Below are 23,346 nucleotides of genomic sequence, written 5' to 3' on the forward strand. Positions count from 1 at the left end.
GAACTGCCGAGCCACCCTCTCGTAGTCCTTCTCCTGTCGCTTCAGCTCGATACGCTCGGCAACGGCGTCTTTCAGTGTCTTAGTGAAACCGGTACCCACGTACAGAGTCGGTGGCGACATGTCACACCCGCCCGCGATTTGAATGGCTACGCCGGATTCGAGTACGGCGTCGCGCAAGCGGTCGTGGCGGGCCTTCCAACTCTCCATGGCATTGGTCAGTCGATCTTCGTTGTCACTCATGGTGTTCCTTCGATGATTTGGGTGGTGTGGCCCGCTGCCTGCAACATGCGGTCCAGCAGGTTGGTCGGGTTGTGGCAACGATCGGCCATGGAGCGGAGGGCGATCGGGTCGAGGGCATCGTTCGGGGCAACCAGGTCGACGACGTCCGCGCACCACCGCAGATGATCGGGGTTGGTGGCATCCGGTTCAGGCAGAGACGGTTTCTCAGCGATCTCGTCGAGGCGGGCGCGCTGGAACTCCTTATCCCCCATTGCCCCCATTGCGTCAGCCATCATTCCGCTCATGTTGGTTGTCCCGCTTTCTGTTCGAGGTTGGGGGTGGTCATAGCCCGCCCCCGGGATAGATGAGTTTCGCTGTGACGCAAAGCCAGGGCTGGTAGATTTATCTGGGATTGCTCTCAGCTGTTGCCTCTTGTTACCCATCAGGGTGTCACCGCCCCGCCTGCGTAAGCGGTGACACTCGGGAAACATCTTGTTGACCATTACGTCTCACGTAGGCTGCCCACGCGTCGGTGGTCTCGACGTATTCGATCACCTGCGCTCCTAGGCCCGTCCTGGGCTGTCCGTCGAGTAGGAGGCGGACCCAGTGGGCGAGGGCTTCCCATCCGATAGCTTCTTCCGGCGTCTGGGTCATCGTGGCGTCGGGTTCAATACCGGGCTGAAGATTCACCAGTTCAGCGATCTGTTCCAGAATCTGTTCGGCGGTCATGAGAGCCTCCATGTCGGTACGAACGCTCCAGCGATACCCGAGTCGCGCAGAATCTGTGCATCGTCATCGCCGTAAGCGACGAGCACTGATGGTGCGCCCGCTTGCCCGCCGCCCCTCGATCTGTCGGGCAGACTGCCATCAGGATGATGAAATATGATGCGGCGGTGAAGGAATAGGACCGCCGTTGCAGCATCCCAAACATGCTGACGGAACAAGGCTGTCTCCGTGCGGGCGAAGATTAGAGCAGTGCCGCGTCCGTGAAGAGCCATGCGCTCCAGCCAGACACCGATATGCTTGCCATACGGCGGGTTCAGCCACACCCTCCCCTCCCACATCTGCATGAGCCCATCGTCCGGGAGGGTGATGTGGCGACGGGCTGTTGGCCACAGCACGGGATCGGGCGCAGAGCACGGATCGAGGTCAAACTCACCGAGCGCGTCAAGAATCCGTCGGGGCGTCAGCCACACGTCAGTCGTGATCCGGTGTGACTCATGTGCCCCATAGGAGCGCGCTGTTCTCGCCGTGCTCGTCATTTCAGGCCTCTCCTAATCGGTGACATGTGATGCCTTGCTTCCATTCGGTCGCGCTCTTGTATCCGTCACTCATGGTGTTCCTTCGATGATTTGGGTTTCGTGGCCCCGCTGCCTGCAACATGCGGTCCAGGAGGTTGGCGGTGGTCGGGTTGTGGCATACGGTGTGCCGCCACAGGCCGTCGAACCACCACACGTAGAGGCGGGTCACGACGAACCGCCGACGTCTGGCTCGCTGATGGCCTTGCAGAGCAGTTCCTTGTAGACCACATCGCGAACCGAGTCGACGAACATCCGGTACAGCCAGTCCAGTTGCCCGGGATCGGTTTGCTTACAACGCTTCTGCGTGCAACGAGGAAGGCAGTACTCGGCATCGAATCTGCTGATGGCGGCGGCGTTGATGGCCTGCTCGATCCGAGGCCACAGATCCATCTCTGCGGCACTCACGACAGGCCGCCGTCGAACGTTTCGCCTGGGCCTTCGAGTTCGTGTTGGAGCCAACGCCACCGGGCCTGCAATTCGCGTGCATCAGCGAGGGCATGATGTTCGGGCATCGGTTCGTCGCTCAGGACGAAGTCGGGGAACTCGGGGCGCCCGGCCTGCTCCCACAGCTGTCGAAGATCGTGGGTCCACATCGGGATGCCCTTCGGCAGGCCGATCATCTTCCCCCACAGTTGCGCCAGGACTACGTGGTCGTAGGCGGCGTAGTCAGCCCACAGTTCGACCGGGGTGCCGTCGTTGTTGCGGATGCCGGTCAGGAACTCGCGAACCTCGTTGGCAATCACCCACTTCGGCTTCACCTCAGTCGAACGCATGGAGATACCACCCCACGAGTACTTCCGCTTGTATCCGAAGCCCTTGTTCTCCTTGACCCGGCCAGTGCTGTGGGTCGGGAGATGGCGCACGACGTTGTCCATCATCCAGTCGTCGTCGCGCAGTCGATCCCACGGCGCATCAGAGTTGACGGCGTAATAGGTGGCTTCGTTCTCGGCGACGATCCCGATCGAGATCAGCTCGATCGTCTTGCCATCTTCAAGAAACTCTGTGTCGTACCAGAACCTCATCTGTCACCCTCGATCTCAGGCTTACGCATGGCGGCCAACTTCACTGGCCCGTCAATGAACCGGCGGCAGTCTCTGCACTGCAGTCGCCATCCGCCGACGAAGTTGATTTCGTCGCCGTAGATGGGACGGAGTCGAGAATGGGCGCAGTGGCGTCGATTTCGGAACCGCATCAGTACACCGCCCCGGTGGTGGTGTCATGGTGGCGGTCGACGATAACCAACATCCACGGAACAACGAGCGGCAACAGCCGATGACCGGTGTACATCCCAGCCTCACTCAAGACGACCGAGTACTGTGCGTCGATGGCGTTGAGAGCCCCAGCCTTCCGCCGATAGCCTTCACCATGACCGAGGATCGTGTGGTTGTTCGACTTGCACCGCCAACGCCACTCGGGCTCGTTGCAACCGCACACGCACACACCCGTGTACACCTCGATGGTGCCGCGATACCGGGCCGGCGTGGAGTCGAGATCAATCATCACTCGCCCCGTCCTCAAGCAGCGCCCGCAACTCGGCAACCTCAGCCGGATCGGACTCGCCCAACTTCGACAGATACTCAAGGGCTTTCGCTTGATCCTCCGAACTCAAGCCCCCCGCCTTCACCTTCGCCCCAAACGACTCCGGGATCGGCTTGAACGACACCTTCAGCGGCTCCACCACGTACGGGGCTCTCTTGCCGCGGGTGACTGTCAACGGCAGCGTCAGCCGTTTCTCGATGTGCGACATGGCCTTGATACGCACACCACCCACAGCCTGACCACCCCACTGCACCCTGCGGTCGTTGTAGATCGCGAGCTGGCGACCCACATACACAGAGGCGTCCGGCCCCCACGCCTGCACAATCACCCGCCGCATCGACTTACACGGCCGGTACGCGCGGCCCGGGAACTCGGCGAGCTCGAAGTTCACCGGCTGCTCGGCGTTGCCCTTGCTTACTCCGGTGATCGTCACGATGCGCGGCTCTTCGGTCAGGTCGTCAGCGTTGACCTGCGTCGAGTCCGCCTCGATCGTCTTCAACATGTCCACTTTTCTCAGTTCCTTCCTGCCGCAGCCAGGCGTCGCTCTCGCCGCCTGGTGCGCCGACATTCACGGCACTCACGGGAACCGGCCGTGTTCACATACGTGTTCAGCCGGTCGTATTCATGCCCTTGGGGGCAATGCGACTTGTTCGCCATGTGGTGCGTGCCGTGGCGAACTCGGTCGAGCAGGTTCTCGGATCGGCTACCCCATGAGAGGTTGGCTAGGGTGTCGTTGGCGGGGTTGCCATCGGCATGCAAAGCCTCGAACCCTTCGGGCGGTGGGCCAACGAATGCCAGGAGAACCAGGCGGTAGACCTTCGCCGTGGACTGCTTACCGTCCTTCGAGAGCAGCACCCTCCGGTGCCCATCCGGATCAGTCTGGAGGCGGCGGACAACGCCCTTGCATCGCCTGCCGCGCATGTCCTTTCGGTCTACAGACCGGACACGCCCTAGATCGGAGACCTCATAAAGGCCCTCGTAACCGGGGACGGACCTCCACTGCTCGCTCATACGACGATCTCCTGCTCGATGATGCGTTCGGTGGCTGCCAGTTCGGCGGCGTTCTCGTGGTAGATGCGCGCCAATTCCATTGCGTTGTCCTCGAACCGACGGACCGCTTCGACGATCACACGCTGCCACTCGACGCTCGGATAGACGCGGCGGATGAACAGCGGCATCCCGGCACAGAAGCTGACAAAATCGATCCACTTCCGCCCGGACACAAGCAGTCCGGCCTGCAGCTGCGGCATGTGCTCCGGCGGCACCGTGTTGGCGATGATGGTGTTCATGTGCGACTTCGGCCGCGGACACTTCACTTCCAAGAGTCCCTCTTCACCGACCAGCCCATCGGGGCTGTACCCGAGCTTCGCGCCACCGAGGGTGCGGACCATGAACCCCACTTCGGACACCGCCGCTTTGGTCTCGGCGGCGTACAGGCTGCGGGCGATCGGCTCATGCTCGATCCCACGAAGCATGTCGTCCGACACGTACGTCGGGTACGACCAGCCCGTGATGCGTTCCGACACCAACAGCGCTGTGAGGCTGCGGGAATCGTCGTTGCTGGCGACCTCGAGGATGGGGGCCGAACTGTTCCGGCGTGCCTCTTCCGCGCGCTCCGGATGCATCGTCTTGATCGGCTGCCCCTTCTGCCCGAGACACGCATCGTTGGCGCGGGTGTGGCATTTCGGGCAGTCGAAGTCGATCGCCGACAGCTTCCGGCACGTGATGAGTTGGCCGACAACACTCGCGGTGACGATCCCGCGGCGCTGCTCAAACCACTCCTCCGAACGCTGCTCAATCTTCTCGTGAACAGTGAGGGTCATCGGTCGTAGTCCCGTCTGTTGATGCGCAACCGGACGCGGTCGAGCGCGTCGGCGAGGCTGGTGGATTCCTCGGAAACAGATGTCTCCCAGGACATGAGGTCGGTGAAGTTGGAGACGGACACCTTGTGATGCATGGTTCCGTCGGGGTTCTTCCAGTGGCTGATGCCGACGATGGCGTCAACGTCGGGGTCGGTGATGGTGTCGGACAGTTGCCGCCAGGCGCGGCCGATGGTGTCGTCGTCTGTGACGGCGTGGAGATGTCGCGCCGCTGTCATGACTCGCCCGCCTTCTCTGCGCGGCGCCGGCGAATGTCCTCGGCACGCAACCCGGCGACCCCGCGCGCGCAGTGCTCGTGCATCAGGACGGTCTTGTCGTAGGCGATCAGATCGCCGATACCCCACCAGCGCTTGCACGCCGGGCACTCGCGCGGCCACTTCGCCGGAAACGACCCACTCATGCCGCCACCAGCCTGAACCCGTCAGTCCACCTGGTCGGCGCCGAACGGCCCACCATGTGACACAAACGATCCGCCGTATCCAAATGCGCGAGGAACGTGTTGCGGTCCCCGACCCGCGCTGGCTGCCAACACACCGGACAGCGACGCACCACCGGCGGCTCCTCGTGTTCGGCGCTCACGGCTGATCACCGCCGTCCACGATCTCCCCGCGGTCCACCAACATCGGGTCCCACCGATTGAAGAACGCCCGATAGATGAGGTCACCCAGGATGATGACCGCGGTCACCACACCCATCCCGCATAACAGCACCGCACCGGCCGCGTTCATGACGCCACCCGCTGCTGCTGCAGAGCCCGGGCCGTACGCGAATGCCGCGACAGACCAGACGGATTCGGCTGATCGAGATCGACCGGCTTCTCGTGCAGACGATCCTTGATCGCCGCAACGTCGTCCTCATCCAGCAGCCACTGCCGGCCCACCCGCGAACCGATGCCCTTGAACCGGCCACCCTCACGCGACAGATGGTGCTTCACATACCGCGGCTTCAACGGCCACAACTCCGACTCACACAAATCGTCGACAGGTCTACCAATCACGCTGCTACTCCTTCACGTTCGACGAGGACCGCAGTCGCATTCACGAGTTCGGCCATCAGGGCGAGTGCCTGGTTGAGAGACAGATGCAGGTCCGTGGAGTCGTCGCCCGGAGTGACGACCGCGATCGACTCGACACCCTCAGTCGATTCGCCGACGCCGACGTAACAGTCACCGTGACGGGTCGCGACCGGGGTCGGCTCGGCATAGAAGGCGAAGTGGCTCATGCTGCGCTCCCGTGAATGCGGCGGTGGATGAGCTCGACACCACGCGGGAGGATCTGCAACGTGTAATGGGTGCAAGACCCCCACTGATGCTCGACAACCTTCTCCCGGGTCTGGAAGTGGTGCGCGTACTGTGCGTAGAAGTCGTACTGCGTTGCGCCGCACTGTGAGTGCTTGACGAAGATCAGCTTCTCGTCGATCAGCCAGCGGCGGAGATCCTTCTCTTTCCAACCCAGGATCTTCGCGACCTCACGCACCAGACGGGCGCCGCCCTGTGCGAGGAGGTAGTCGTTCGCGAGTTCGGCCTTCGGTGTGAGCTCTGCGATCTCGGCGTCCTTCTGCGCGAGCATGTGCTGGGCCTCGATGACCGCGTGTGCGAGGAGCTTTGGGCCGGCCAGCGTGGGCGCCGGTGTCGAGTTGTAGGAGCCGGTCTTGCGGATCTCGGGGAGGACGGTGCCGGTGATCCACCGACGGAAGGCAACCGCGTCGGGCTTGTCGGACCGGATCACGACCTCGTACATGCCGGCCTCGGACACGATGGTCATCGACTGCGCGCCGCCAGCGGTCGGAAGGGTGTACGTCTGGCGTACCCCCTCATCGAGGCGATCCGCGACCTGACCGGGGCGGCGAGCCAAGCCGAGGACGTTGCAGAGGTCGGCGAGGACGAACCACGGCTCGCCGGCGACCATGACGGTTCTGACAGCGGCGCCGTCGTAGGTGAAGGGCACCACCGCGGATGCCGTAGGATTCTGGGACATACGAACTCCTTTGCAGTTCGTCTTGGGCCGTCCGGTGTTCGCGCACCGGGCGGCTTCTTCTATTGCGGGAGGTTGGGTCCCGCCCCGGCTTCCCCTCCACCTATGAGCCCGTAGCTCTGGGTGGCGACCGGGGCGGGCTGCGCAGGCTCCTGTGAGAGGGGGTTGGCCTGCGCGCTCCCGCACTGACAGCAGCCAGCACGGGAGTGGTCAGTGAAGTCCGCGGTCAATGCGCGGACGATGGACCGCGGCCGAACTTCGATGTCCCGCAGGCGGACAAACCCGCGTTCCCTCGAGCCGTCAGGGGCCTCGAAGACGATGTCCACGAGCCCGTCGAGGTAGCCGTTGGACTCAACACCGAGCACGGGGTACGAGGCGCCAGGGCGGGGGCGCCACACCGCAGACGTCACGAGTCACCGCCGAGGATGCTCCGCAACACGCGCTTACCCGACGGTGTGAGGTCGCCGTGCGTCGTCAGTTCGTCGAGGGCGGCTTGTGCCCGTTTGATGTCAGCGCGAGCCTCGTCCCTCTGGCGCAGGGTCCTCGCTTCCATCTTCACGGAGTAGGCGTCGGCCTTGTATTCCGTCTCGGCGATCAGCCACTCGGCAATCTGTTGCGCCCGGTCGAGTTCGGCGAGGAGGCCTCGTACGAGATCGGGTGCGGCGTTGTGCGCGTCCGGGATTGACTGGTCACGGTTGCCGCTTCCCGACCACAGCGTCAGCGGACCCGGCCACGTGTCGAGCCATTCGCGGGCGACGGTCTTCGTATCGTCGGTCATGACTTGTCGCCCGCCTGCTCGGTGCCGCACACCCAGTGCGAATGGCAGATAGGAGTGCCGCGGTCGTACTGCCACACCGATTCCCGTTCCCACCGGCCACCACACTTGCCGCCGTGTTCACACGGCCAAGTGATCGGACGCTCAAGACGCCCACCACTCGCGTACCCGGTCATGACGACGCCGCCTCGGGATGCCGGCGGGCGTCGCGACAGTCCTGGCAACGCCGATACGGGTGAATCCCCGGCTCGCCGGCGTCTTTCGTGAACAGCGCCCACTGCACCGCGAAGAGCGTCGGCCCAGCCGCGACCCGATGGCATGTCGAGCACTGCACTGAGGAAATCGACTTGCCTGTGGCGTCCGTCTGCCAGCCCACGACGCCGGACACCTTGCCCTCGAGCGTCGGCAACGGTCGGCCGGGATCGCTGAAGGTCAGTAGCTCTGCGGTAGTCACGATGCCCTCCGGTTTCCGTCACGCGTTCCGCGATACACCCGCGGCACGAAAAGAGCACCATCGTCCACACCGAGAGCCCTCTCAATCGCGACGCCCCGAAGCTCGTTCGTGGACTTCGCCTTACCGCTGCAGAGCTGCCCGATGAGCTGGCGAGAGATCGAGGTCGGCACGTCACTACCGCGGCCCTTGCGTCGTTCGGAGCGTGCGATCTTCCGCAACTGGATGCTCGACTCGTCCGCCAACTCCTCATGGGTCACGTCGGCGCGGCGCATAGCTCGGATGAGCATTTCGTGGTCGCAGTCTGCGTAGAAGTCGCGAGAAGTGGCGTTCACCCCTACCCCTTCCATGGTCCGTGTCACGCGTTCCACGTTACACGACTAGCGAGCTACCGCAAGAGGGAATCTGAAAGAATATGCAGGCACGACGCTTGACCAGCAATAACAAGCGGGTTGTTCCTAGCGGCTGGTGCTAGTTGCGCGCTATTCGAACACGAGCATCGAGAGGCATGGTGGGGCTGTGAGCGAACCGAACCTACCGCCCGAACAGTGGCGGCCCCTGTTTGACCGGGCCAACATTGAGTTCGGGTATCGGCCGCTCGCAGCACGCGCAGGCATGACCCACACTCGGGTGCACCGACTGATACGCGGCGGCGGAACAACCGACGCCGCGATCCAACAGGTTGCCGATGCACTCGGAGTAAAGGCGTCAGTGATCCGCGAGTTGCGAGGCGAGCCGGCGGTGGAGCGGGAGCCGTTCACCCTGCCCGATGACGCGGGCAGGCTCACCCACGATGAGCGCAACGTCATCCGGGCCATGGTCCGGGCGCTCCTTGACGCGAGGGACCGCCATGTCACTCAACCTTCCGATACGCCGGCCGAGGAACAGGGAACACCGGGCGCGCCGCACACGGACGAGAAGACCCGGGGCGACGACAAGGTCACACCCTTGCGTCGCCCAGATCAAGCCCTCAAGCCTGAACGACCCGAGGATGCGAAGGCTGCACGTAAACGTGATCCGCGGTTCCCGCCGCAGGACCCGGACGCCTAACTTACACCGATGTAACTCCAGGTCAGGACCGTTTCTGTCAGACCTTGATGTTCTGATTCGGACATGAACTGGCATCCCTGGCGGTCGGCCCGCGATGACTACCCGCACATCGCGATCGACTGCACACAGCGACTCTCACCCGGAACGATGGGCCTCAACGGCGAGCGCACCATCTGGATTCACCGCGGCCTCACCCAGGCGGAGAGACGGTGCACCCTCACCCACGAGTTGCTGCACCGGGAGATGCCGGACGCTGACGAGGAGACGATCGAGCGTGAGACGGCCCGCCGGCTCATCACGCTGCCGCAGTTGGTGGACGCGTTCCGGTGGCTGCGTCACCCATCACTCCCAGATCTTGCGGACCATCTATGGGTGGACGAGCAGACAGCCTGGACGCGAATGGAGAACCTGGACCCGATCGAGGTCGCCGAGATCGAGGCGGCCACAGAGGGCGACTGGTCATGGAGCGCGGTCGCATGACCGACGACGACAGACGGATGCTCGACCTCGCGGGCGCGCGCTGGAACTACGCCGGCAGTCTCGAGCAGACAGTGCGTGATGAGTTCGGGATCAGCCTCACTCGGTTCTATCAACGGATCAATCAGCTCATCGACACAGAGGAGGCGTTGGCGTACTCCCCGGTGGTGGTGAATCGGTTGCGGCGGCTGCGAACTCCGAGGCGTCGCTAGCCGAACACCTTCCCGATGGCAGCGGCTGCAGATTCGTGCGACGTCCGATCCAGGTGTCCATACACGGAAATGGTGACCGTGATCGACTCGTGGCCTAGGTGGGCTTGGATGACGGGGAGCGGGACGCCGGCGGCGATCATCCAGCTGGCGCAGGTGTGGCGGAGGTCGTGGGGTGAGGCGTGCCAGGCGGTCTTTTGCATGGCGACGCGCCAGCCGCCGTCGTAGAAGCGGCTGTAGGTGACGCGGTCGCCGAGTTTGTTGGTGAACAGCAGCTTGGTCTTGGGGCGGTCGAGGTCGAGTAGTTCGATCGCCTGCGCAGGCACGTTGATGGTGCGCCTGCTTGCACGGGATTTCGGGTAGGACAGGCGTTTCTCGGTGGTGCCGGTCCACTTCCAGGCTTTGGAGATGCGGACGACGCCGCCGGTGTCTGTCGGGGTGATGTCGCCGACGGTGAGCGCGGTGGCCTCACTGAAGCGCATGCCGGTCATGACGAGCCAGGTGGCGAGTGGCTGCCATTGTTCGGGCATGGCTGCGGCGAGTTCGTAGAACTGCTCGCGTGTCAGGAACACGGGGTCGTCGACCGGGTCCTTGCGTGGGAGCCTCTTGCTTGTGAGGTCGCACGGGTTGGCGGTGAGTCGGCCTTCACGGACGGCCCGGGCGAGCGCCGCAGACAGGAGGCCGTGCTTGTTCGCGATCGTCTTGCCACTGTTGCCGCGGCGCTCGAGCTCGCCGATCCATGAGGCAATGACGGTTTCGGAGATCCCGGAGATCGGGAGCTGGCCGATGCTCGCGAAGTCGTTGCGCGCGTACGCCTTGTAGCGCTTGATGGTGCCGGGTTCGACACCGGTCAGCGAGTCGATGTGGTGTTCGAGCGCTTGGGCCAAAGTGGTTTCGTCGCGGTGGGTTTCGATGATGCCGAGGATCTGCATCGCGCGGTCGTGGCCGAACTTCTCGACGTTGAGTTTGTGGGTGGTGGCGGCTTGGATGGTTTCGAAGGACAGGCGTCGTTGGCGGCCGTTGTGGCGCCAGGCGACCTTGAAGACTTCGGTGCCGTCGGCGCGCGTGGAGGGGTGGATGGACGCCATCAGTCGATGTACTCCAACTCTGCAGCGAGACTTAGGTGGACGTCTCCACGGCGCGGCCCCAGCAGTTCGACAACGAACGCGGCCACCCCTCGGTAGAGCCCTACTGCCCCGACCTTCCCGTACATGTCGGTGCCTGAGACCCGCACCCGGTCGCCGGGCTTGAACTCAGGCATCGTCCACCCGCGCTTCGAGTGCGCGAATGCGGGCGACCTCGTCAGCGTCGATCGTGCCGTACATGCGGAGCATAAGACCGAGGGCTGCAGGAAGATCGACGGTACCCTCGTCGAATGTTTCGGACATGGCTGAACACTCCCAGGTTTGTCGTTCCACCCAGTCTACCTGGAGTGTTACCCGGAAGTGTTACCTGCCAATGCCGCGTGTCTGTGACCTGCGGTGATTGGTGGAGCTAAGGGGACTCGAACCCCTGACCCCCACACTGCCAGTGTGGTGCGCTACCAGCTGCGCCATAGCCCCGTATTTTGTTGTTCCGCCCTGTTCAAGGGCACTGGCGAAGTTACACCATCTCGGCGATACCAGCCAAATCGCCAGGACGCCGACCCGGTTGGTGTCGAGTCGGCGTCCGCGACTCAGGAGTTGCCGCCACCCAAGATGCTGTCGAGCCAACCGGTGCCCTCGAGGACGCCGTTGACGGGCTCGCCGTCGTGCAGCACGGTCGGGGTGCCGACCTGGCCGCCGGTCGCCTTCGACAGTTCGTCGGTCGACTTCTGCGCGTTCTCCTCGGCCTGGGCGACCTTCGCGTTGTCGGTGATGCACGTGGCGGTGGCCGGCGTCGCGCCCTGCTCGGTGGCGAGACGCGCGAGCTCGGGGCTGGTGATGTTGCCGGTGCCGTCCTCGGGCGGCTGGGCGGCGAACAGTGCGCTGTGGAATCGCAGGAACAGATCGGTGTTCTGCTCGTCGGCCACGCAGGTCAGCGCACCGGCAGCGCGCGAGCTGTAGTCACCGGTCGCCGACCGCGAGTTCAAGAAGTGCAGCGTGTGGTAGCGCACGCGGAGTTTGCCCTCGGTCACGGCCTTGGTGATGGCCGGTCCGGACTGCTGCTCGAACACCTTGCACACCGGACACATCGGGTCTTCGAAGACGTCGATGAGCGGAGCGGTCTCGGGACCGACGATCATCGTCGAACTCGACGCCAGCGCGGCTTGATCGGTGTCACCCTGATCGCGTCCGCTCCACCAGATCCCGCCGATCACGAGGCCCGCGATCACCAGGACGGCGATGCCGCCGAGCACGTAGGTCATCGTGTTCGACGGCGCGCTCGGCTGATACTTCGAGTTGGTGGTGCGGGGCACCGATGCTCCCGGCTTGCGCTTCTTGCTCACATTCCGACAATAACGGCGTCGCGCTGAAAATTGTCTGAGGGAACGTCCGGCCGGAACGGGGCGGTGACCGCCACCGCCGGCCCGCTACTCGCTCAGGCCCCCAGCGCCGCGTCGACGACCTGCTGCGCCTCGCTCTGCACCTGCGCGAGATGGTCTGCGCCCTTGAAGGATTCGGCGTAGATCTTGTACACGTCCTCGGTCCCCGACGGGCGAGCCGCGAACCAGGCGTTCTCCGTCGTGACCTTGAGGCCGCCGATCGGTGCGCCGTTGCCCGGTGCGGTCGTCATGATCGCCGAGATGGGTTCGCCCGCCAGTTCCGTGGCCGTCACCTGCTCCGGTGACAACTTCGACAGCACCGCCTTCTGCTCCCGGCTGGCCGGCGCGTCGATCCGCGCGTACGCCGTTGTCCCGTACTCCTCGGCGAGTTCGGCGTAGCGCTGCGACGGCGACTTGCCCGTCACCGCGAGGATCTCCGACGCCAGCAGCGCCATGATGATGCCGTCCTTGTCGGTCGACCACGGGCTGCCGTCGAAGGTCAGGAACGACGCCCCGGCGCTCTCCTCACCACCGAAGGCGACGCGACCGTTCAGCAGGCCGTCGACGAACCACTTGAAGCCGACGGGAACCTCGAGTAGCGGTCGTCCGATCCCGGCAACCACCCGGTCGATCAGCGACGACGACACGAGCGTCTTGCCGACGGCCGCCGACTCCGACCACTGCGGCCGGTGCGTGAACAGGTAGTCGATCGCGACGGCCAAGTAGTGGTTGGGGTTCATCAGACCGGCGTCGGGCGTGACGATGCCGTGCCGGTCCGAGTCGGCGTCGTTGCCGGTCGCGATGTCGTAGGAATCACGGGAGGAGATGAGTGAGGCCATCGCGTTGGCCGACGAACAGTCCATCCGGATCTTGCCGTCGGTGTCGAGCGTCATGAACGAGAACGTCGGGTCCACCGTCGGATTCACGACCGTCAGGTGCTCGAGGTTGTATCGGAGGCCCAGCAGCGCCCAGTAGCCGACGGACGCGCCGCCGAGCGGGTCGGCGCCGATGTGGATGCCGGCGTCGCGGATCGCCCGCATGTCGACCACATCGCCGAGTCCGTCGATGTAGTTGAGGAGGAACGAGTAGTCGTGCACGAACTCGCTGCCGCGCGCACGCTCGAACGGGATGCGCGCGACACCGTCGAGCTTCTGCTCGAGCAGTTCGTTCGCCCGCGCCGCCACGACCGAGGTGATCGAGGTGTCCGCGGGACCGCCGGTCGGCGGGTTGTACTTGAACCCGCCGTCCCGCGGCGGATTGTGTGACGGCGTCACGACGATGCCGTCGGACAGCACCCCCGGGTTGTCCTGGTTGAACATGAGGATGGCGCGGCTGACCGCCGGCGTGGGTGTGAACGAGTCGCTCTCGGCGGTGTAGACGGTGATCTCGTTGGCCGCGAGCACCTCGAGAGCGGTGCGCCAGGCGGGGACCGAGAGAGCGTGGGTGTCGAACCCGATGAACAGCGGACCGGAGATCCCGGCCGAGCGGCGGTAGTCGACGATCGCCTGCGTCGTCGCGAGGATGTGGGCCTCGTTGAACGCGTTGTCGAAACTCGATCCGCGATGCCCCGACGTCCCGAACACGACCTGCTGCAACGGGTCCGACGGGTCGGGTGTGTTGTCGTAATAGGCACGCACCAGGGCGTCCACGTCGACGAGGTCTTCGGGCAGGGCCAAGGTACCAGCGCGAGGATGTGCCATGACCGCGATTGTGCCACTCCACACGCCGTTCGCCCGGTCGACGAACCGATCCGTCCGGACCCGGATACCGAATCGCTACGGTGGGACGATCGTCGACGTCGCATCGAAGGGGCCTGCACACATGCTGATCGCCGGATTGTCGGGACTGCTGTCCCCCGGACGCCGATCCCCAGGCCTGCTCGTGCTCGTCCTGCCGGGCGGCACGGACAACAGCCACAAACCGTTCAGTCCCTGGCAGCCGTCCGCCCTGCGCATGTACCCGTTCACCTGGTCGCTGCGACTGCGATTCGGCCGGTCGGTGCGCGTCCACCAGGTCGGCTACCGCGTGTACGGCTGGAACGGCGACGACAACTCGCCCCTGCTCCCCGCCCGTGCGGCACTCGACGAGATCTGCCGACGGCACCCGGGCGTGCCGGTGGTCGCGATCGGACACTCGATGGGCGGACGCGTGGCCGCCCATCTCGCCGCCGACCGCCGGGTCATCGGCGTCCTCGGCCTGGCGCCGTGGTGGCAGTTCGCCGACTGGCGACACATCCAGCCCGGCGCGCGGGTCGTCGCGGTGCACGGCGACGCCGACACCCGCACGCTCGCAAAGCGGACCCGCAAGGGCATCGACGAGCTCTCGGCGCTGGGCGTCGACGCCGAGTTCGTCCCGGTCCCCGGTGGCGGTCACGCCATGCTCGATCACATCGGGCTCTGGCAGCGCAGCGCGCTCGACTTCGTCGGCGAGCGCCTGTCCGCGCTGCGCGGCGCCTGACCTCAGCGCGTCGGCCGGCCGGCCAACTCCTCGACGAACTCCGGATAGAACTCGACGTATTTCTCCCCGACGAGCACGTAGAGCGGATCGTCGCCGGTCTGCCCGTAGGCCTGCTTGCGGAGTTCGGTGCGCATGTTCTTGAACGTCGAGGTGTGTTCCAGCGCCTCGACGATCCGGACGAACAACGGCACGGCGTACGCGGGCAGACCGTCGCGAACGTGCCGGGCGAGACCGTCGGCGTCGAAGGTCTCGCCGTCGCGCAGGCTCACCGCCGCCATGCCGGCCTTGCCGTCGACCCCCGGAACGGGCACACCGAACACGACCGCCTCCTCGACGGCGGGGTGCGCGTCGAGCACCGCCTCGACCTCGGTGGTGGCCACGTTCTCGCCCTTCCAGCGGAAGGTGTCGCCGATGCGGTCGACGAAGCCGATGTGCGAGAAGCCCTGATCGCGGACGACGTCGCCGCTGTTGAACCACCTGTCGCCCTTGCGCTTCGCGTCGCGGACGATCTTTCGTTCGGTCGCGGCCGGGTCGGTGTAACCGTCGAACGGTACCCGTGCATTGATCTGCGCGAGAAGCAATCCGGTACCACCCTTCCCGACCGGCCGCACCCGCCCGTCGGGACCGCGCAGTGGCTCGCCGGTCTCCTCGTCGTATTCGACGATCGTGTACGGCAACGGCGAGAACCCTGCCGTCTTGGACAAGCCGAAGACGTTGATGAAACCGATGTTCGCCTCGCTCGCCGCATACAACTCGACGACGCGGTGGATACCGAACCTCTCGGTGAAGTCATCCCAGATGTCCGGGCGCAGACCGTTGCCGACGGCCAGCCGGAGGCGGTGCGCGCGATCGGTCAACTTCGGCGGCTGCGCGAGGAGATAGCGGCACAGCTCACCGATGTAGGCGAACGCGGTGGCGTTGTTCTCGATGATCTCGTCGATGAACTTCGACGCCGAGAACTGCTTGCCGATGGCCAGGCAGGCGCCCGACGCGAGGACCGACGAGACCGAGATCGTGAGAGCGTTGTTGTGGTAGAAGGGCAACGCCGTGTACATGACGTCGTCGCCGCGCAGACGGATTCCCAGCCCGCCGATGCCGTTCATCGCCACCAGCCAGCGGTAATGACTCATCTTGCTCGCCTTCGGGTAACCCGTTGTGCCCGAGGTGAAGATGTAGATCGCGGTCGACCCGACCTCGATCGAGTCGGTGACCGGCCGGTCGAGCGGTGAGCAGCGCGCGGTCAATGTGGCGAGTTCGGCGAAGGTGAACTCCTTCTCCGGCCGGCATCCGGCCGGCACCGATTCCAGCGCCTCCAGCAGATCATGCTGATAGAGAACCACTTTCGGCTCGATGAGTCCGAGACTGTGTTCCAGCACCGCGCCGCGCTGGTTGAAGTTGAGCATTCCGCAGATCGCCCCGATCTTGACGATCGCGAACATCGCGATGACGACATCGGGGTGGTTTCGCGAGAGCACCGCGACCACGTCACCGCGCCCGACACCCTCGCGAGTGAGGAAATCCGCGAGCCGGTTGGCCCGAGCATTGGCCTCGCGGTAAGTGATCGACGCACCCTCGAACCGGAGGAAGTCCCGGTCGGGGTACTTCTGCGCGCTCTGCTGGAACCGCTTGCCGATGGACATCTTCGTGGTCGGCGGTGTGGGCAGCATCGCCGGTAGGGTCCGCAGAATCGTGCCGGCGTCACGACGCAACGACGCGACTCCCGACACCATGTCGGCCAGCCGGATGTCCGGCAGCAGTCCCGTGCCCGACGCGTGATCAACCATGTTCCCCAGCCCTTCGGTGTGTTCGACGACACACACCCTAGCGTCGGCTCGTCCCCATTGACACATCGGGGGTGTTTTGTTTCAAACGTTCCGAATGCGTCGAGCCAGCAGGCGAGACCGCACCGCGATCCACCGGCCACCCGGGCCGACCCTTGGCGCGCGCCGGGTCACCGGCCACACTGTCTGGATGACCGACACCTCGCCGCGATCGACGAGCGACCGTCCCACCGGCCCGCTCGACGGCGTCACCGTCCTCGAACTGGGCACGCTCATCGCCGGACCACACGCGGCACGACTGTTGGGTGACATGGGCGCGGACGTCATCAAGATCGAACCGCCCGGCAAGCCCGATCCGATCCGCACCTGGGGACAGGCGGAGGTCGACGGTCACCGCTTCTATTGGACGGTGCACGGCCGCAACAAGAAGGCGGTGACCCTCGATCTGCGGGCGGACCGAGGGCGCGAGCTGTTCCTCGATCTCGTCGAACGGGCCGACATCATCGTCGAGAATTTCCGTCCCGGGACGCTCGAGCGGCTCGGTATCGGCCCGGACATTCTGTCCGCACGCAACCCGGGCATCGTCGTGGTGCGCGTCTCGGGCTACGGCCAGACCGGCCCGGATTCGACACGAGCCGGGTACGCCTCCGTCGCCGAGGCTGCCAGCGGTCTGCGGTATCTCAACGGCTACCCCGGACAGCTCCCGCCCCGGCTGGCGCTGTCACTCGGCGACACCCTGGCCGGCATGTTCGCCGCGCAGGGCGCCCTCGCGGCACTGTACCGGCGTTCGGTGACCGGCGAGGGGCAGGTCGTCGACACCTCGCTCATCGAATCGTGTGTCGCCGTGCAGGAATCGGCCATCGCGGACTACGACGCAGGTGGCGTCGTCCGCGGCCCGTCAGGCACTCGGCTCGACGGCATCGCACCGTCGAACCTCTACCCGACCAGCGCGGGCACTCACGTCATCATCGCCGCCAACCAGGATTCGGTGTTCGCCCGGCTGTGCGCGGCGATGGGACAACCCGAGCTCGCGACCGACGACCGCTTCGTCGATCACGCCGCGCGCGGACGCAACCAGGACGAGCTCGACGATTTGATCGGCGAATGGTCGCGGCAGTACACACCGGAGAAGCTGACCGAAGTACTCGGTGCCGCGGGAGTCGTTGTCGGACCGGTGAACTCCGTCGCCGAGGTGGTCGCCGACCCGCATCTACAGGCACGGGGGATGATCGCCGAACACTACGACGAGCGTGCGCACCGCACCGTCCTCGGTCCCGGCGTCGTGCCACAGTTCAGCGACACCCCCGGTGGCATCCGCAACGCCGGTCCCCCCGCCCCCGGTTGCGACAACGAGGCCGTCTACGGCGGATTGCTCGGGCTGCCCGAAGACGAGATCGCGGCGTTGCGGACGGCCGGGGTCATCTGACACTCGGCTACGGTCGAGCCATGTCACTGGTCGCGACCGGGCTCTCGCGCACCTTCGGCCGGCACACGGCCGTCGCCGATGCGAGCCTCGAACTCGGATCCGGCAGGATCACCGGGCTCGTGGGGCCCAACGGGGCGGGCAAGACCACCCTGCTCCTGCTTCTCGCCGGCCTGCTCGCCCCCGACACCGGTGCGATCGTGGTCGACGACGCGCCGGCGAAGCCGGCGGACATGCGTCGACTGACGGGGTGGATGCCGGACATCTTCGGCACCTGGGAAAGCCTCACGACGCACGAGATCCTGACGACCTTCGCCAAGCTGTACGGAATGCCCACCACCCAGGCGCGGCAACGCGCCGCCGAACTGCTCGAGTCGGTCCATCTCACCGATTTCGCGACACGGCCGGCGCACGAGCTGTCGCGCGGCCAGAAACAGCGCCTCGGCTTCGCCCGAGCCCTGGTGCACCGGCCCCGGATTCTGCTGCTCGACGAGCCGGCATCCGGAATGGACCCGCGGTCACGGATGGAGCTGCGCGGCCACTTGCGCCGCCTCGCCGACGACGGGTGCGCCATCCTGGTGTCCTCGCACATCCTCTCCGAGCTGGAGGAGATGGTCGACGACGTCGTGCTGATGACCGGGGGCCGAACCCGCACACCGCACGGTGCGGCCGGCGGGGTGTGGCGGATCCGGCTCGTCGGGCAGCCGCCCGGGCAGGCGCGGGAAGTTCGCTTCGACGACGAGTCCGCTGCCGCGCGGCACCTCGCGCAGGTGGTGTCGTCCGGTGCGGCGGTCAGCGAATTCGCTCCTGTGTCCTCCGGCATCGAAGATGCCTACCTCGCACTCGACCCGGAGCGCCGATGACCACCGAGACGCACGAAGCAGATGTCTCGCCGCGGGCCCGATTCTCGTCGTGGTGGCGGATGGTCGGGGTCATCGTCGAACTCGAACTCCGCCAACGGCTACGGACGACGAGATGGAAGGCCACGCTCGTCGTCGCCTTCGTCGTGACCTCCCTCGCCGTCTTCGGATCGATGTACCTGGCCGTCGGGGCATTCGGCGGCACCTACGCCGGGTGGGCGTCGAATCTGTACGGGCTCCTGATCGGATTCCTGGTGCTACTCGGGATCATCGTGGCCCCAACCCTGGCGGCGACCACGATCAACGGTGACCGCAAGGACGCGACCCTGGCCGTGGTGCAGGACACCGCGATCAGCAATTGGCAACTCGCACTCGGCAAGCTCATCGGCAGTTGGGTGGCGGGGATGGCCTTGGTCGCCGTCGCCGCACCGTATGTGATCTGGGGCTTGGTCGAAGCGCCCCAGCCGATCTGGCGCGGGGTGGTCGGCGCGGTCGTCCTCGCGCTCGTCTTCGCTTGCTACGCGGGGATCGGACTCGGGTTCTCCGCGGTGACGGCGCGACCGGCAGGGTCCGCGGTGCTGACGCAAGCCGCCGTCTTCTTCCTCCTGCTCGGCCTGCCGGTGGTGTTCGGCCTGCTGTATCCGACAGTCGCGCAGACGCATTCGGTGGTCCGCACCGACACGACGGTGACCGATCCATCGAGCCCGACGCCCACCTGGACGTGTCGCGAGGTCACCCGAGGAGAGGAATTCCACCACCACGAACGCATCTGGTGGCTCCTCGCCCCGAACCCGTTCTTCATCGTGGCCGACGCCGTCTCCTCGCCGCCGCAGAACCCGATGAGGACCTCCGACAGCACGGCAGCCCAGGAGATCGCACGGACTCTGTCGGCAGTCCGGGCGGGTCCGTACATCGGCCCGCGGACATGTGCCGACATCTCCTACGGTTACAGCGACGGGAGCGACCCCACCGGCCATCGCGCCCGTGAAGCAGCACATGAGACGTCCGAGATGGGCCACTCGTGGTACGTCGGCCTGGGGATCTATGTGGCGCTCGGCGGACTCGGATACGGTGCCGCGGCACGTCGTCTGCGGATCCCTGCGGGCAAGCTGCCGCGCGGAGTCCGGATCGCATGAGTGCCGGCGACGACTCTGCCGGGTATCAGCCCGGTTACGACGCCCTCGCCGACCTGTACGCCGAGACATTCCCCTCGCCGTTCTCGAACGCGCTGCAGCGCCGTGTGATCGAGTCCTTCGTCGACCACGTTCGCGGGAGCGGGATCCCCGGGACCGTGCTGGACGCGGGTTGCGGACCGGGCGGTGTGACGGCGGAATTGGCTTCCGCCGGTCTCGATGTGATCGGCGTCGATCCGAGCGCCGAGATGCTGCGGATCGCGAGATCGTCGCATGCCGACCTACGCTTCGTTCTCGACGACGCGCATTTGACCTCGACGGAGCTCGACGACATCGACGTCGCCGCAATCGTGGCGCGCTTCAGCCTGATCCATGTGCCACCCGCGTCCGTTCCCGGCATTCTCGACGGCTGGGCCGGTCGGATGCCCACCGGCGGCGGCGTGCTGGTCGCCGGGCAGACGATCGACACCGACGAGATCGTCGAATTCGATCATCGGGTGGCGCCCGCCTGGCGTTGGCACCCGGATCGGATGGCGGCGGCCCTGGCCGACGCTGGTTTCGACGAGGAGTGGCGCACGGTGAAGCGTGCCGACGACACCCACCGCTTCGCCGAGTTCCATCTCCTCGCGATACGCCGATGACGCTGCTCCCGGGCACGTAGCCCCCGAACTAGAAAGTTCGGCGAACCGAAACTATAGTGTCGGCATGCCCAAGCTCGTGCGTCGCCGGTTCGTCACCGTCGGGGCACTGCTTGCTGCCGTGTGCACGATCCTCGCAGGATGCACGCTGTCGAGTCGGCTGCCCGACGAGAAGGTCGTGCTCACCACGTTCACCGTGCTCGCCGACATCGCCTCGGAGGTCGCCGGCGACCGTCTGCAGGTGGAGTCGATCACCAAGCCGGGAGCCGAGATCCACGGCTACGAGCCGACTCCCGGCGACATCCGCCGGGCCGCGACCGCGTCGCTCGTCCTCGACAACGGTCTCAACCTCGAAGCCTGGTTCGCACAGTTCGTCGACGGCCTCGACGTCCGGCACGTCGTCGTCAGCGAGGGTGTCGAACCGATCGACATTGCGTCGGATGCCTATGCGGGCAAGCCGAATCCGCATGCGTGGATGAGTCCGGTGAATGTGCAGATCTATGTCGACAACATGGTGCGCGCGTTCACCGAGCTCGACCCCGACGGCGCCGCCACCTTCGAATCGAACGCGACCGCGTACAAGCGGCAGCTCCAGCAGGTACAGACCGATCTCACCTCCGCACTCGCCGGACTACCCGCCAACGAGCGGGCCCTCGTCACCTGCGAGGGCGCGTTCTCGTATCTCGCCCGCGACGCCGGACTCGTCGAGCGCTACATCTGGCCGGTCAACGCCGAACAGCAGGCGACGCCGCAACAGGTCGCCGAGACGATCGACTTCGTCCGGGCGAACCGTGTCCCCGGCGTGTTCTGCGAGTCCACGGTCTCCGACGCCCCGATGCGACAAGTCGTGAACGCGACCGACGCCCGGTTCGGCGGCACCCTGTACGTCGACTCGCTCTCCGAGGCCGACGGCCCCGTACCCACCTATCTCGACCTCATCCGCCACGACGTCGCGACCATCGTGTCGGGCCTGACCGGGAGCAACACGTGAACGTCTCAGCGACAAGCGGTTCCGCCATCGAGGTGACGGACGTGACCGTACGGTACGGCGACATCCTCGCGCTCGACCACGCGTCGGTACGAGTACCGTCCGGCCAGGTGTGCGGCCTCGTCGGGATGAACGGATCGGGCAAGTCGACGCTGTTCAAGACGATCGTGGGGTCGGTGACCCCGACGACCGGCACGGTCCGGCTCGGCGGCCGGACCCCCGCCGCGGCGCGTCGGGCCGGCGCGCTCGGTTACGTGCCGCAGTCCGAGGACATCGACTGGAGCTTCCCGGTCTCGGTCCGTGACGTCGTGATGACGGGTCGCTACGGCCATCTCGGATTCACGCGCCGCCCCAAGCGGGCCGACCACGACGCCGTCGACGAAGCCCTCGCACGCGTCGAGCTCACCGACTTCGCCGACCGCCAGATCGGCCAGTTGTCCGGCGGGCAGCGCAAGCGGGCCTTCGTGGCCCGCGGCATCGCACAGGAAGCCGAGATCCTGCTGCTCGACGAACCGTTCGCCGGCGTCGACAAACGCACCGAGGGGACCATCACCGCACTGCTACGCGAACTCGCCGATGCCGGGACGACGATCCTGGTGTCCACGCACGATCTGCAGGTCCTGCCCGAGCTGGCCGACGAGGCGATCCTGCTGATGCGCCGCGTGATCGCGCAGGGCGCGCCGGCCGAGGTGATCACCACCGACAACCTCGTCCGCGCGTTCGGGCTCGATCCGCTCGCCCGACCGACGTTCGAACGCCTCGAGTCCGAACGCCTCGAGTCCGGGCGCCTCGCCACCGATCGCCACGAGGAGGTCTCGTGAACATCGTCGACATCCTTCTCGACCCGTTCGCCTACGCGTTCATGACGCGTGCCCTGTGGGCGACGCTGATCGCCTCGGTCGTGTGTGCGTTGTTGTCGTGCTGGCTCGTGCTGATCGGCTGGTCGCTGATGGGTGACGCGGTCTCGCACGCGGTGCTGCCGGGCGTGGTCCTCGCCTACATCGTCGGCGTGCCGTTCGCCATCGGCGCGGTGATCTTCGGCTTCCTGGCGGTGGCACTGATCGGCGCTGTCCGCGACGGCGGCCGGGTCAAGGAGGACGCCGCCATCGGCATCGTCTTCACCACCCTCTTCGCCTTCGGCCTGGTGCTGATCTCGGTGACGCCGAGCCAGACCGACCTGAACCACATCATCTTCGGCAACCTCCTGGGCGTCTCGACGTCGGATCTCGTGCAGATCGCGATCCTGGGTGCGATCGTGGCGACCTTGCTGCTGCTCAAGAGACGCGACTTCACCCTCTACGCCTTCGACCGCACGCACGCCTTCGCGATCGGACTCAGCCCGAAACTCCTCGGCGCGGCCCTTCTCGCGCTGCTCGCCCTCACCGCGGTGACCGCGCTGCAGGTGGTCGGCATCGTGCTCGTGGTCGCGATGCTCATCATCCCCGGCGCGACGGCCCGACTGCTCACCGATCGCTTCGGCCGGATGCTCGTCATCGCGCCCGCGATCTCGGCGATCTGCGGGGTCATCGGCCTCTACGTCTCCTACTACCAGGACACCTCCCCCGGCGGGATGGTCGTCCTCGTCCAGGGCATCGCGTTCTTCGGTGTCTACCTGTTCAGCCCGACCCACGGCGTCGTCACCAAACGACGCAAGCATCGCGAGAGCGCGACGCTCGATGCGCTGAGTACCGGTTAGCGAACCGGCCGGCGCGAAACGAAAGGCGCCCC

The 23,346-nt window shown here is 65.8% G+C and carries 35 protein-coding genes and 1 tRNA gene; 11 read left to right on the forward strand and 25 right to left on the reverse strand.

What is annotated here, in order from left to right; genetic code table 11:
* The 18 genes from A9310_RS16330 to A9310_RS16405 all read right to left on the reverse strand — a co-directional run.
* On the reverse strand, positions 1 to 240 hold a 240-nt coding region (locus A9310_RS16330; protein WP_139104574.1), incomplete at its 3' end, for a hypothetical protein.
* Complete coding sequence (locus tag A9310_RS16335; protein WP_139104641.1) at positions 237 to 515, reverse strand: hypothetical protein; 279 nt, start codon at positions 513 to 515, stop codon at positions 237 to 239. The genes A9310_RS16335 and A9310_RS16330, both read right to left, overlap by 4 nt.
* Positions 516 to 669: 154 nt before the next feature.
* On the reverse strand, positions 670 to 948 hold the full coding sequence (locus A9310_RS16340; RefSeq protein WP_139104642.1) for a hypothetical protein: 279 nt from the start codon (positions 946 to 948) through the stop codon (positions 670 to 672).
* Positions 945 to 1,481 carry a DNA N-6-adenine-methyltransferase gene (locus A9310_RS25255; protein WP_083207411.1) on the reverse strand — a complete coding sequence of 179 codons (537 nt, stop codon included), beginning with the start codon at positions 1,479 to 1,481 and terminating at the stop codon, positions 945 to 947. Before A9310_RS25255 ends, A9310_RS16340 begins: the two co-directional genes overlap by 4 nt.
* 204 nt (positions 1,482 to 1,685) lie before the next feature.
* Positions 1,686 to 1,925 carry a hypothetical protein gene (locus A9310_RS16345; protein WP_254661279.1) on the reverse strand — a complete coding sequence of 80 codons (240 nt, stop codon included), beginning with the start codon at positions 1,923 to 1,925 and terminating at the stop codon, positions 1,686 to 1,688.
* On the reverse strand, positions 1,922 to 2,542 hold the full coding sequence (locus tag A9310_RS16350) for a 3'-5' exoribonuclease (RefSeq protein WP_065631536.1): 621 nt from the start codon (positions 2,540 to 2,542) through the stop codon (positions 1,922 to 1,924). Before A9310_RS16350 ends, A9310_RS16345 begins: the two co-directional genes overlap by 4 nt.
* Before the next feature lie 169 nt (positions 2,543 to 2,711).
* The gene (locus A9310_RS16355) at positions 2,712 to 3,020 is read right to left on the reverse strand and encodes a YegP family protein (RefSeq protein WP_065631537.1); all 309 of its coding nucleotides are present in this window, start codon (positions 3,018 to 3,020) and stop codon (positions 2,712 to 2,714) included.
* The gene (locus A9310_RS16360) at positions 3,013 to 3,561 is read right to left on the reverse strand and encodes a hypothetical protein (RefSeq protein ID WP_139104643.1); all 549 of its coding nucleotides are present in this window, start codon (positions 3,559 to 3,561) and stop codon (positions 3,013 to 3,015) included. Before A9310_RS16360 ends, A9310_RS16355 begins: the two co-directional genes overlap by 8 nt.
* An 11-nt stretch (positions 3,562 to 3,572) precedes the next feature.
* Positions 3,573 to 4,070, reverse strand: coding sequence for an NUMOD4 domain-containing protein (locus A9310_RS26615; protein ID WP_083207412.1), 498 nt, complete (start codon positions 4,068 to 4,070; stop codon positions 3,573 to 3,575).
* Complete coding sequence (locus A9310_RS16365) at positions 4,067 to 4,882, reverse strand: lambda exonuclease family protein (RefSeq protein ID WP_065631539.1); 816 nt, start codon at positions 4,880 to 4,882, stop codon at positions 4,067 to 4,069. The genes A9310_RS26615 and A9310_RS16365 overlap by 4 nt, the downstream gene beginning before the upstream one ends.
* Positions 4,879 to 5,157 carry a hypothetical protein gene (locus A9310_RS16370; RefSeq protein WP_065631540.1) on the reverse strand — a complete coding sequence of 93 codons (279 nt, stop codon included), beginning with the start codon at positions 5,155 to 5,157 and terminating at the stop codon, positions 4,879 to 4,881. Before A9310_RS16370 ends, A9310_RS16365 begins: the two co-directional genes overlap by 4 nt.
* Positions 5,154 to 5,339, reverse strand: a complete 186-nt coding sequence (locus A9310_RS16375) for a hypothetical protein (RefSeq protein WP_065631541.1) — start codon at positions 5,337 to 5,339, stop codon at positions 5,154 to 5,156. Before A9310_RS16375 ends, A9310_RS16370 begins: the two co-directional genes overlap by 4 nt.
* Before the next feature lie 175 nt (positions 5,340 to 5,514).
* A complete protein-coding gene (locus A9310_RS25955; protein ID WP_175401155.1) occupies positions 5,515 to 5,667 on the reverse strand; it encodes a hypothetical protein in 153 nt (50 codons plus the stop codon).
* Positions 5,664 to 5,936 (reverse strand): hypothetical protein, encoded by a 273-nt coding sequence (locus A9310_RS16380; RefSeq protein ID WP_139104644.1) that lies wholly within the window; start codon positions 5,934 to 5,936, stop codon positions 5,664 to 5,666. Before A9310_RS16380 ends, A9310_RS25955 begins: the two co-directional genes overlap by 4 nt.
* Entirely contained in the window at positions 5,933 to 6,160 is a 228-nt protein-coding gene (locus A9310_RS16385) for a hypothetical protein (RefSeq protein ID WP_065631543.1), read from the reverse strand. Before A9310_RS16385 ends, A9310_RS16380 begins: the two co-directional genes overlap by 4 nt.
* On the reverse strand, positions 6,157 to 6,915 hold the full coding sequence (locus tag A9310_RS16390; RefSeq protein ID WP_083207413.1) for a phage antirepressor KilAC domain-containing protein: 759 nt from the start codon (positions 6,913 to 6,915) through the stop codon (positions 6,157 to 6,159). Before A9310_RS16390 ends, A9310_RS16385 begins: the two co-directional genes overlap by 4 nt.
* A 403-nt stretch (positions 6,916 to 7,318) precedes the next feature.
* Entirely contained in the window at positions 7,319 to 7,690 is a 372-nt protein-coding gene (locus tag A9310_RS16400) for a hypothetical protein (RefSeq protein WP_065631546.1), read from the reverse strand.
* Positions 7,691 to 7,859: 169 nt separating this feature from the next.
* On the reverse strand, positions 7,860 to 8,141 hold the full coding sequence (locus A9310_RS16405; RefSeq protein ID WP_065631547.1) for a hypothetical protein: 282 nt from the start codon (positions 8,139 to 8,141) through the stop codon (positions 7,860 to 7,862).
* A gap of 516 nt (positions 8,142 to 8,657) precedes the next feature.
* On the opposite strand from A9310_RS16405, the gene A9310_RS16415 reads away from it, so the two are divergent.
* The 3 genes from A9310_RS16415 to A9310_RS16425 all read left to right on the forward strand — a co-directional run bounded on the left by A9310_RS16415 (position 8,658) and on the right by A9310_RS16425 (position 9,877).
* Positions 8,658 to 9,188, forward strand: coding sequence for a hypothetical protein (locus A9310_RS16415; RefSeq protein WP_139104645.1), 531 nt, complete (start codon positions 8,658 to 8,660; stop codon positions 9,186 to 9,188).
* 63 nt (positions 9,189 to 9,251) lie between these two features.
* Positions 9,252 to 9,668 (forward strand): hypothetical protein, encoded by a 417-nt coding sequence (locus A9310_RS16420; RefSeq protein ID WP_065631550.1) that lies wholly within the window; start codon positions 9,252 to 9,254, stop codon positions 9,666 to 9,668.
* The gene (locus A9310_RS16425) at positions 9,665 to 9,877 is read left to right on the forward strand and encodes a DUF3263 domain-containing protein (protein ID WP_065631574.1); all 213 of its coding nucleotides are present in this window, start codon (positions 9,665 to 9,667) and stop codon (positions 9,875 to 9,877) included. The genes A9310_RS16420 and A9310_RS16425 overlap by 4 nt, the downstream gene beginning before the upstream one ends.
* On the opposite strand, the gene A9310_RS16430 is transcribed toward A9310_RS16425, so the two are convergent.
* The 6 genes from A9310_RS16430 to pgm all read right to left on the reverse strand — a co-directional run bounded on the left by A9310_RS16430 (position 9,874) and on the right by pgm (position 14,038).
* Positions 9,874 to 10,962, reverse strand: a complete 1,089-nt coding sequence (locus A9310_RS16430) for a site-specific integrase (protein ID WP_065631551.1) — start codon at positions 10,960 to 10,962, stop codon at positions 9,874 to 9,876. The two genes, A9310_RS16425 and A9310_RS16430, sit on opposite strands and share 4 nt — an antisense overlap.
* Positions 10,962 to 11,135, reverse strand: a complete 174-nt coding sequence (locus tag A9310_RS25960) for a hypothetical protein (protein WP_175401156.1) — start codon at positions 11,133 to 11,135, stop codon at positions 10,962 to 10,964. The genes A9310_RS16430 and A9310_RS25960 overlap by 1 nt, the downstream gene beginning before the upstream one ends.
* Positions 11,128 to 11,262 carry a hypothetical protein gene (locus A9310_RS26495; RefSeq protein WP_302621824.1) on the reverse strand — a complete coding sequence of 45 codons (135 nt, stop codon included), beginning with the start codon at positions 11,260 to 11,262 and terminating at the stop codon, positions 11,128 to 11,130. Before A9310_RS26495 ends, A9310_RS25960 begins: the two co-directional genes overlap by 8 nt.
* 98 nt (positions 11,263 to 11,360) lie before the next feature.
* Positions 11,361 to 11,436, reverse strand: a tRNA-Ala gene (locus A9310_RS16435).
* Positions 11,437 to 11,549: 113 nt separating this feature from the next.
* Entirely contained in the window at positions 11,550 to 12,302 is a 753-nt protein-coding gene (locus A9310_RS16440) for a DsbA family protein (RefSeq protein WP_065631552.1), read from the reverse strand.
* A 92-nt stretch (positions 12,303 to 12,394) separates the two neighbouring features.
* Complete coding sequence (gene pgm / locus A9310_RS16445) at positions 12,395 to 14,038, reverse strand: phosphoglucomutase (alpha-D-glucose-1,6-bisphosphate-dependent) (protein ID WP_065631553.1); 1,644 nt, start codon at positions 14,036 to 14,038, stop codon at positions 12,395 to 12,397.
* A gap of 121 nt (positions 14,039 to 14,159) precedes the next feature.
* On the opposite strand from pgm, the gene A9310_RS16450 reads away from it, so the two are divergent.
* Positions 14,160 to 14,795 carry an alpha/beta hydrolase gene (locus A9310_RS16450; RefSeq protein ID WP_065631576.1) on the forward strand — a complete coding sequence of 212 codons (636 nt, stop codon included), beginning with the start codon at positions 14,160 to 14,162 and terminating at the stop codon, positions 14,793 to 14,795.
* A 2-nt stretch (positions 14,796 to 14,797) separates the two neighbouring features.
* On the opposite strand, the gene A9310_RS16455 is transcribed toward A9310_RS16450, so the two are convergent.
* The gene (locus tag A9310_RS16455) at positions 14,798 to 16,579 is read right to left on the reverse strand and encodes a long-chain-acyl-CoA synthetase (protein ID WP_065631575.1); all 1,782 of its coding nucleotides are present in this window, start codon (positions 16,577 to 16,579) and stop codon (positions 14,798 to 14,800) included.
* Between the two features lie 187 nt (positions 16,580 to 16,766).
* On the opposite strand from A9310_RS16455, the gene A9310_RS16460 reads away from it, so the two are divergent.
* The 7 genes from A9310_RS16460 to A9310_RS16490 all read left to right on the forward strand — a co-directional run bounded on the left by A9310_RS16460 (position 16,767) and on the right by A9310_RS16490 (position 23,314).
* Complete coding sequence (locus tag A9310_RS16460) at positions 16,767 to 18,002, forward strand: CaiB/BaiF CoA-transferase family protein (RefSeq protein WP_065631554.1); 1,236 nt, start codon at positions 16,767 to 16,769, stop codon at positions 18,000 to 18,002.
* Between the two features lie 20 nt (positions 18,003 to 18,022).
* The gene (locus A9310_RS16465; protein ID WP_065631555.1) at positions 18,023 to 18,862 is read left to right on the forward strand and encodes an ABC transporter ATP-binding protein; all 840 of its coding nucleotides are present in this window, start codon (positions 18,023 to 18,025) and stop codon (positions 18,860 to 18,862) included.
* On the forward strand, positions 18,859 to 19,995 hold the full coding sequence (locus A9310_RS16470) for an ABC transporter permease (RefSeq protein ID WP_065631556.1): 1,137 nt from the start codon (positions 18,859 to 18,861) through the stop codon (positions 19,993 to 19,995). The genes A9310_RS16465 and A9310_RS16470 overlap by 4 nt, the downstream gene beginning before the upstream one ends.
* Positions 19,992 to 20,633 (forward strand): class I SAM-dependent methyltransferase, encoded by a 642-nt coding sequence (locus A9310_RS16475; protein ID WP_065631557.1) that lies wholly within the window; start codon positions 19,992 to 19,994, stop codon positions 20,631 to 20,633. The genes A9310_RS16470 and A9310_RS16475 overlap by 4 nt, the downstream gene beginning before the upstream one ends.
* A 64-nt stretch (positions 20,634 to 20,697) precedes the next feature.
* The gene (locus A9310_RS16480) at positions 20,698 to 21,621 is read left to right on the forward strand and encodes a metal ABC transporter substrate-binding protein (protein ID WP_065631558.1); all 924 of its coding nucleotides are present in this window, start codon (positions 20,698 to 20,700) and stop codon (positions 21,619 to 21,621) included.
* Entirely contained in the window at positions 21,618 to 22,439 is an 822-nt protein-coding gene (locus A9310_RS16485) for a metal ABC transporter ATP-binding protein (RefSeq protein ID WP_065631559.1), read from the forward strand. The genes A9310_RS16480 and A9310_RS16485 overlap by 4 nt, the downstream gene beginning before the upstream one ends.
* A complete protein-coding gene (locus A9310_RS16490) occupies positions 22,436 to 23,314 on the forward strand; it encodes a metal ABC transporter permease (RefSeq protein ID WP_058253663.1) in 879 nt (292 codons plus the stop codon). Before A9310_RS16485 ends, A9310_RS16490 begins: the two co-directional genes overlap by 4 nt.
* The last annotated feature ends 32 nt before the right edge of the window (positions 23,315 to 23,346 follow it).

The organism is Gordonia sp. UCD-TK1, from assembly GCF_001691435.1.
GTDB classification, from domain to species: domain Bacteria; phylum Actinomycetota; class Actinomycetes; order Mycobacteriales; family Mycobacteriaceae; genus Gordonia; species Gordonia hongkongensis.

Bases quoted from the DNA above. Each gene is read 5' to 3' on its own strand.
- A9310_RS16335 (WP_139104641.1), bottom strand. From the start codon at position 515: ATGATGGCTGACGCAATGGGGGCAATGGGGGATAAGGAGTTCCAGCGC.
- A9310_RS16340 (WP_139104642.1), bottom strand. From the start codon at position 948: ATGACCGCCGAACAGATTCTGGAACAGATCGCTGAACTGGTGAATCTT.
- A9310_RS25255 (WP_083207411.1), bottom strand. From the start codon at position 1,481: ATGACGAGCACGGCGAGAACAGCGCGCTCCTATGGGGCACATGAGTCA.
- A9310_RS16350 (WP_065631536.1), bottom strand. From the start codon at position 2,542: ATGAGGTTCTGGTACGACACAGAGTTTCTTGAAGATGGCAAGACGATC.
- A9310_RS16355 (WP_065631537.1), bottom strand. From the start codon at position 3,020: ATGATTGATCTCGACTCCACGCCGGCCCGGTATCGCGGCACCATCGAG.
- A9310_RS16360 (WP_139104643.1), bottom strand. From the start codon at position 3,561: ATGTTGAAGACGATCGAGGCGGACTCGACGCAGGTCAACGCTGACGAC.
- A9310_RS26615 (WP_083207412.1), bottom strand. From the start codon at position 4,070: ATGAGCGAGCAGTGGAGGTCCGTCCCCGGTTACGAGGGCCTTTATGAG.
- A9310_RS16365 (WP_065631539.1), bottom strand. From the start codon at position 4,882: ATGACCCTCACTGTTCACGAGAAGATTGAGCAGCGTTCGGAGGAGTGG.
- A9310_RS16370 (WP_065631540.1), bottom strand. From the start codon at position 5,157: ATGACAGCGGCGCGACATCTCCACGCCGTCACAGACGACGACACCATC.
- A9310_RS16375 (WP_065631541.1), bottom strand. From the start codon at position 5,339: ATGAGTGGGTCGTTTCCGGCGAAGTGGCCGCGCGAGTGCCCGGCGTGC.
- A9310_RS25955 (WP_175401155.1), bottom strand. From the start codon at position 5,667: ATGAACGCGGCCGGTGCGGTGCTGTTATGCGGGATGGGTGTGGTGACC.
- A9310_RS16385 (WP_065631543.1), bottom strand. From the start codon at position 6,160: ATGAGCCACTTCGCCTTCTATGCCGAGCCGACCCCGGTCGCGACCCGT.
- A9310_RS16390 (WP_083207413.1), bottom strand. From the start codon at position 6,915: ATGTCCCAGAATCCTACGGCATCCGCGGTGGTGCCCTTCACCTACGAC.
- A9310_RS16400 (WP_065631546.1), bottom strand. From the start codon at position 7,690: ATGACCGACGATACGAAGACCGTCGCCCGCGAATGGCTCGACACGTGG.
- A9310_RS16420 (WP_065631550.1), top strand. From the start codon at position 9,252: ATGAACTGGCATCCCTGGCGGTCGGCCCGCGATGACTACCCGCACATC.
- A9310_RS16425 (WP_065631574.1), top strand. From the start codon at position 9,665: ATGACCGACGACGACAGACGGATGCTCGACCTCGCGGGCGCGCGCTGG.
- A9310_RS16430 (WP_065631551.1), bottom strand. From the start codon at position 10,962: ATGGCGTCCATCCACCCCTCCACGCGCGCCGACGGCACCGAAGTCTTC.
- A9310_RS25960 (WP_175401156.1), bottom strand. From the start codon at position 11,135: ATGCCTGAGTTCAAGCCCGGCGACCGGGTGCGGGTCTCAGGCACCGAC.
- A9310_RS26495 (WP_302621824.1), bottom strand. From the start codon at position 11,262: ATGTCCGAAACATTCGACGAGGGTACCGTCGATCTTCCTGCAGCCCTC.
- pgm (WP_065631553.1), bottom strand. From the start codon at position 14,038: ATGGCACATCCTCGCGCTGGTACCTTGGCCCTGCCCGAAGACCTCGTC.
- A9310_RS16450 (WP_065631576.1), top strand. From the start codon at position 14,160: ATGCTGATCGCCGGATTGTCGGGACTGCTGTCCCCCGGACGCCGATCC.
- A9310_RS16455 (WP_065631575.1), bottom strand. From the start codon at position 16,579: ATGGTTGATCACGCGTCGGGCACGGGACTGCTGCCGGACATCCGGCTG.
- A9310_RS16460 (WP_065631554.1), top strand. From the start codon at position 16,767: ATGACCGACACCTCGCCGCGATCGACGAGCGACCGTCCCACCGGCCCG.
- A9310_RS16465 (WP_065631555.1), top strand. From the start codon at position 18,023: ATGTCACTGGTCGCGACCGGGCTCTCGCGCACCTTCGGCCGGCACACG.
- A9310_RS16470 (WP_065631556.1), top strand. From the start codon at position 18,859: ATGACCACCGAGACGCACGAAGCAGATGTCTCGCCGCGGGCCCGATTC.
- A9310_RS16475 (WP_065631557.1), top strand. From the start codon at position 19,992: ATGAGTGCCGGCGACGACTCTGCCGGGTATCAGCCCGGTTACGACGCC.
- A9310_RS16480 (WP_065631558.1), top strand. From the start codon at position 20,698: ATGCCCAAGCTCGTGCGTCGCCGGTTCGTCACCGTCGGGGCACTGCTT.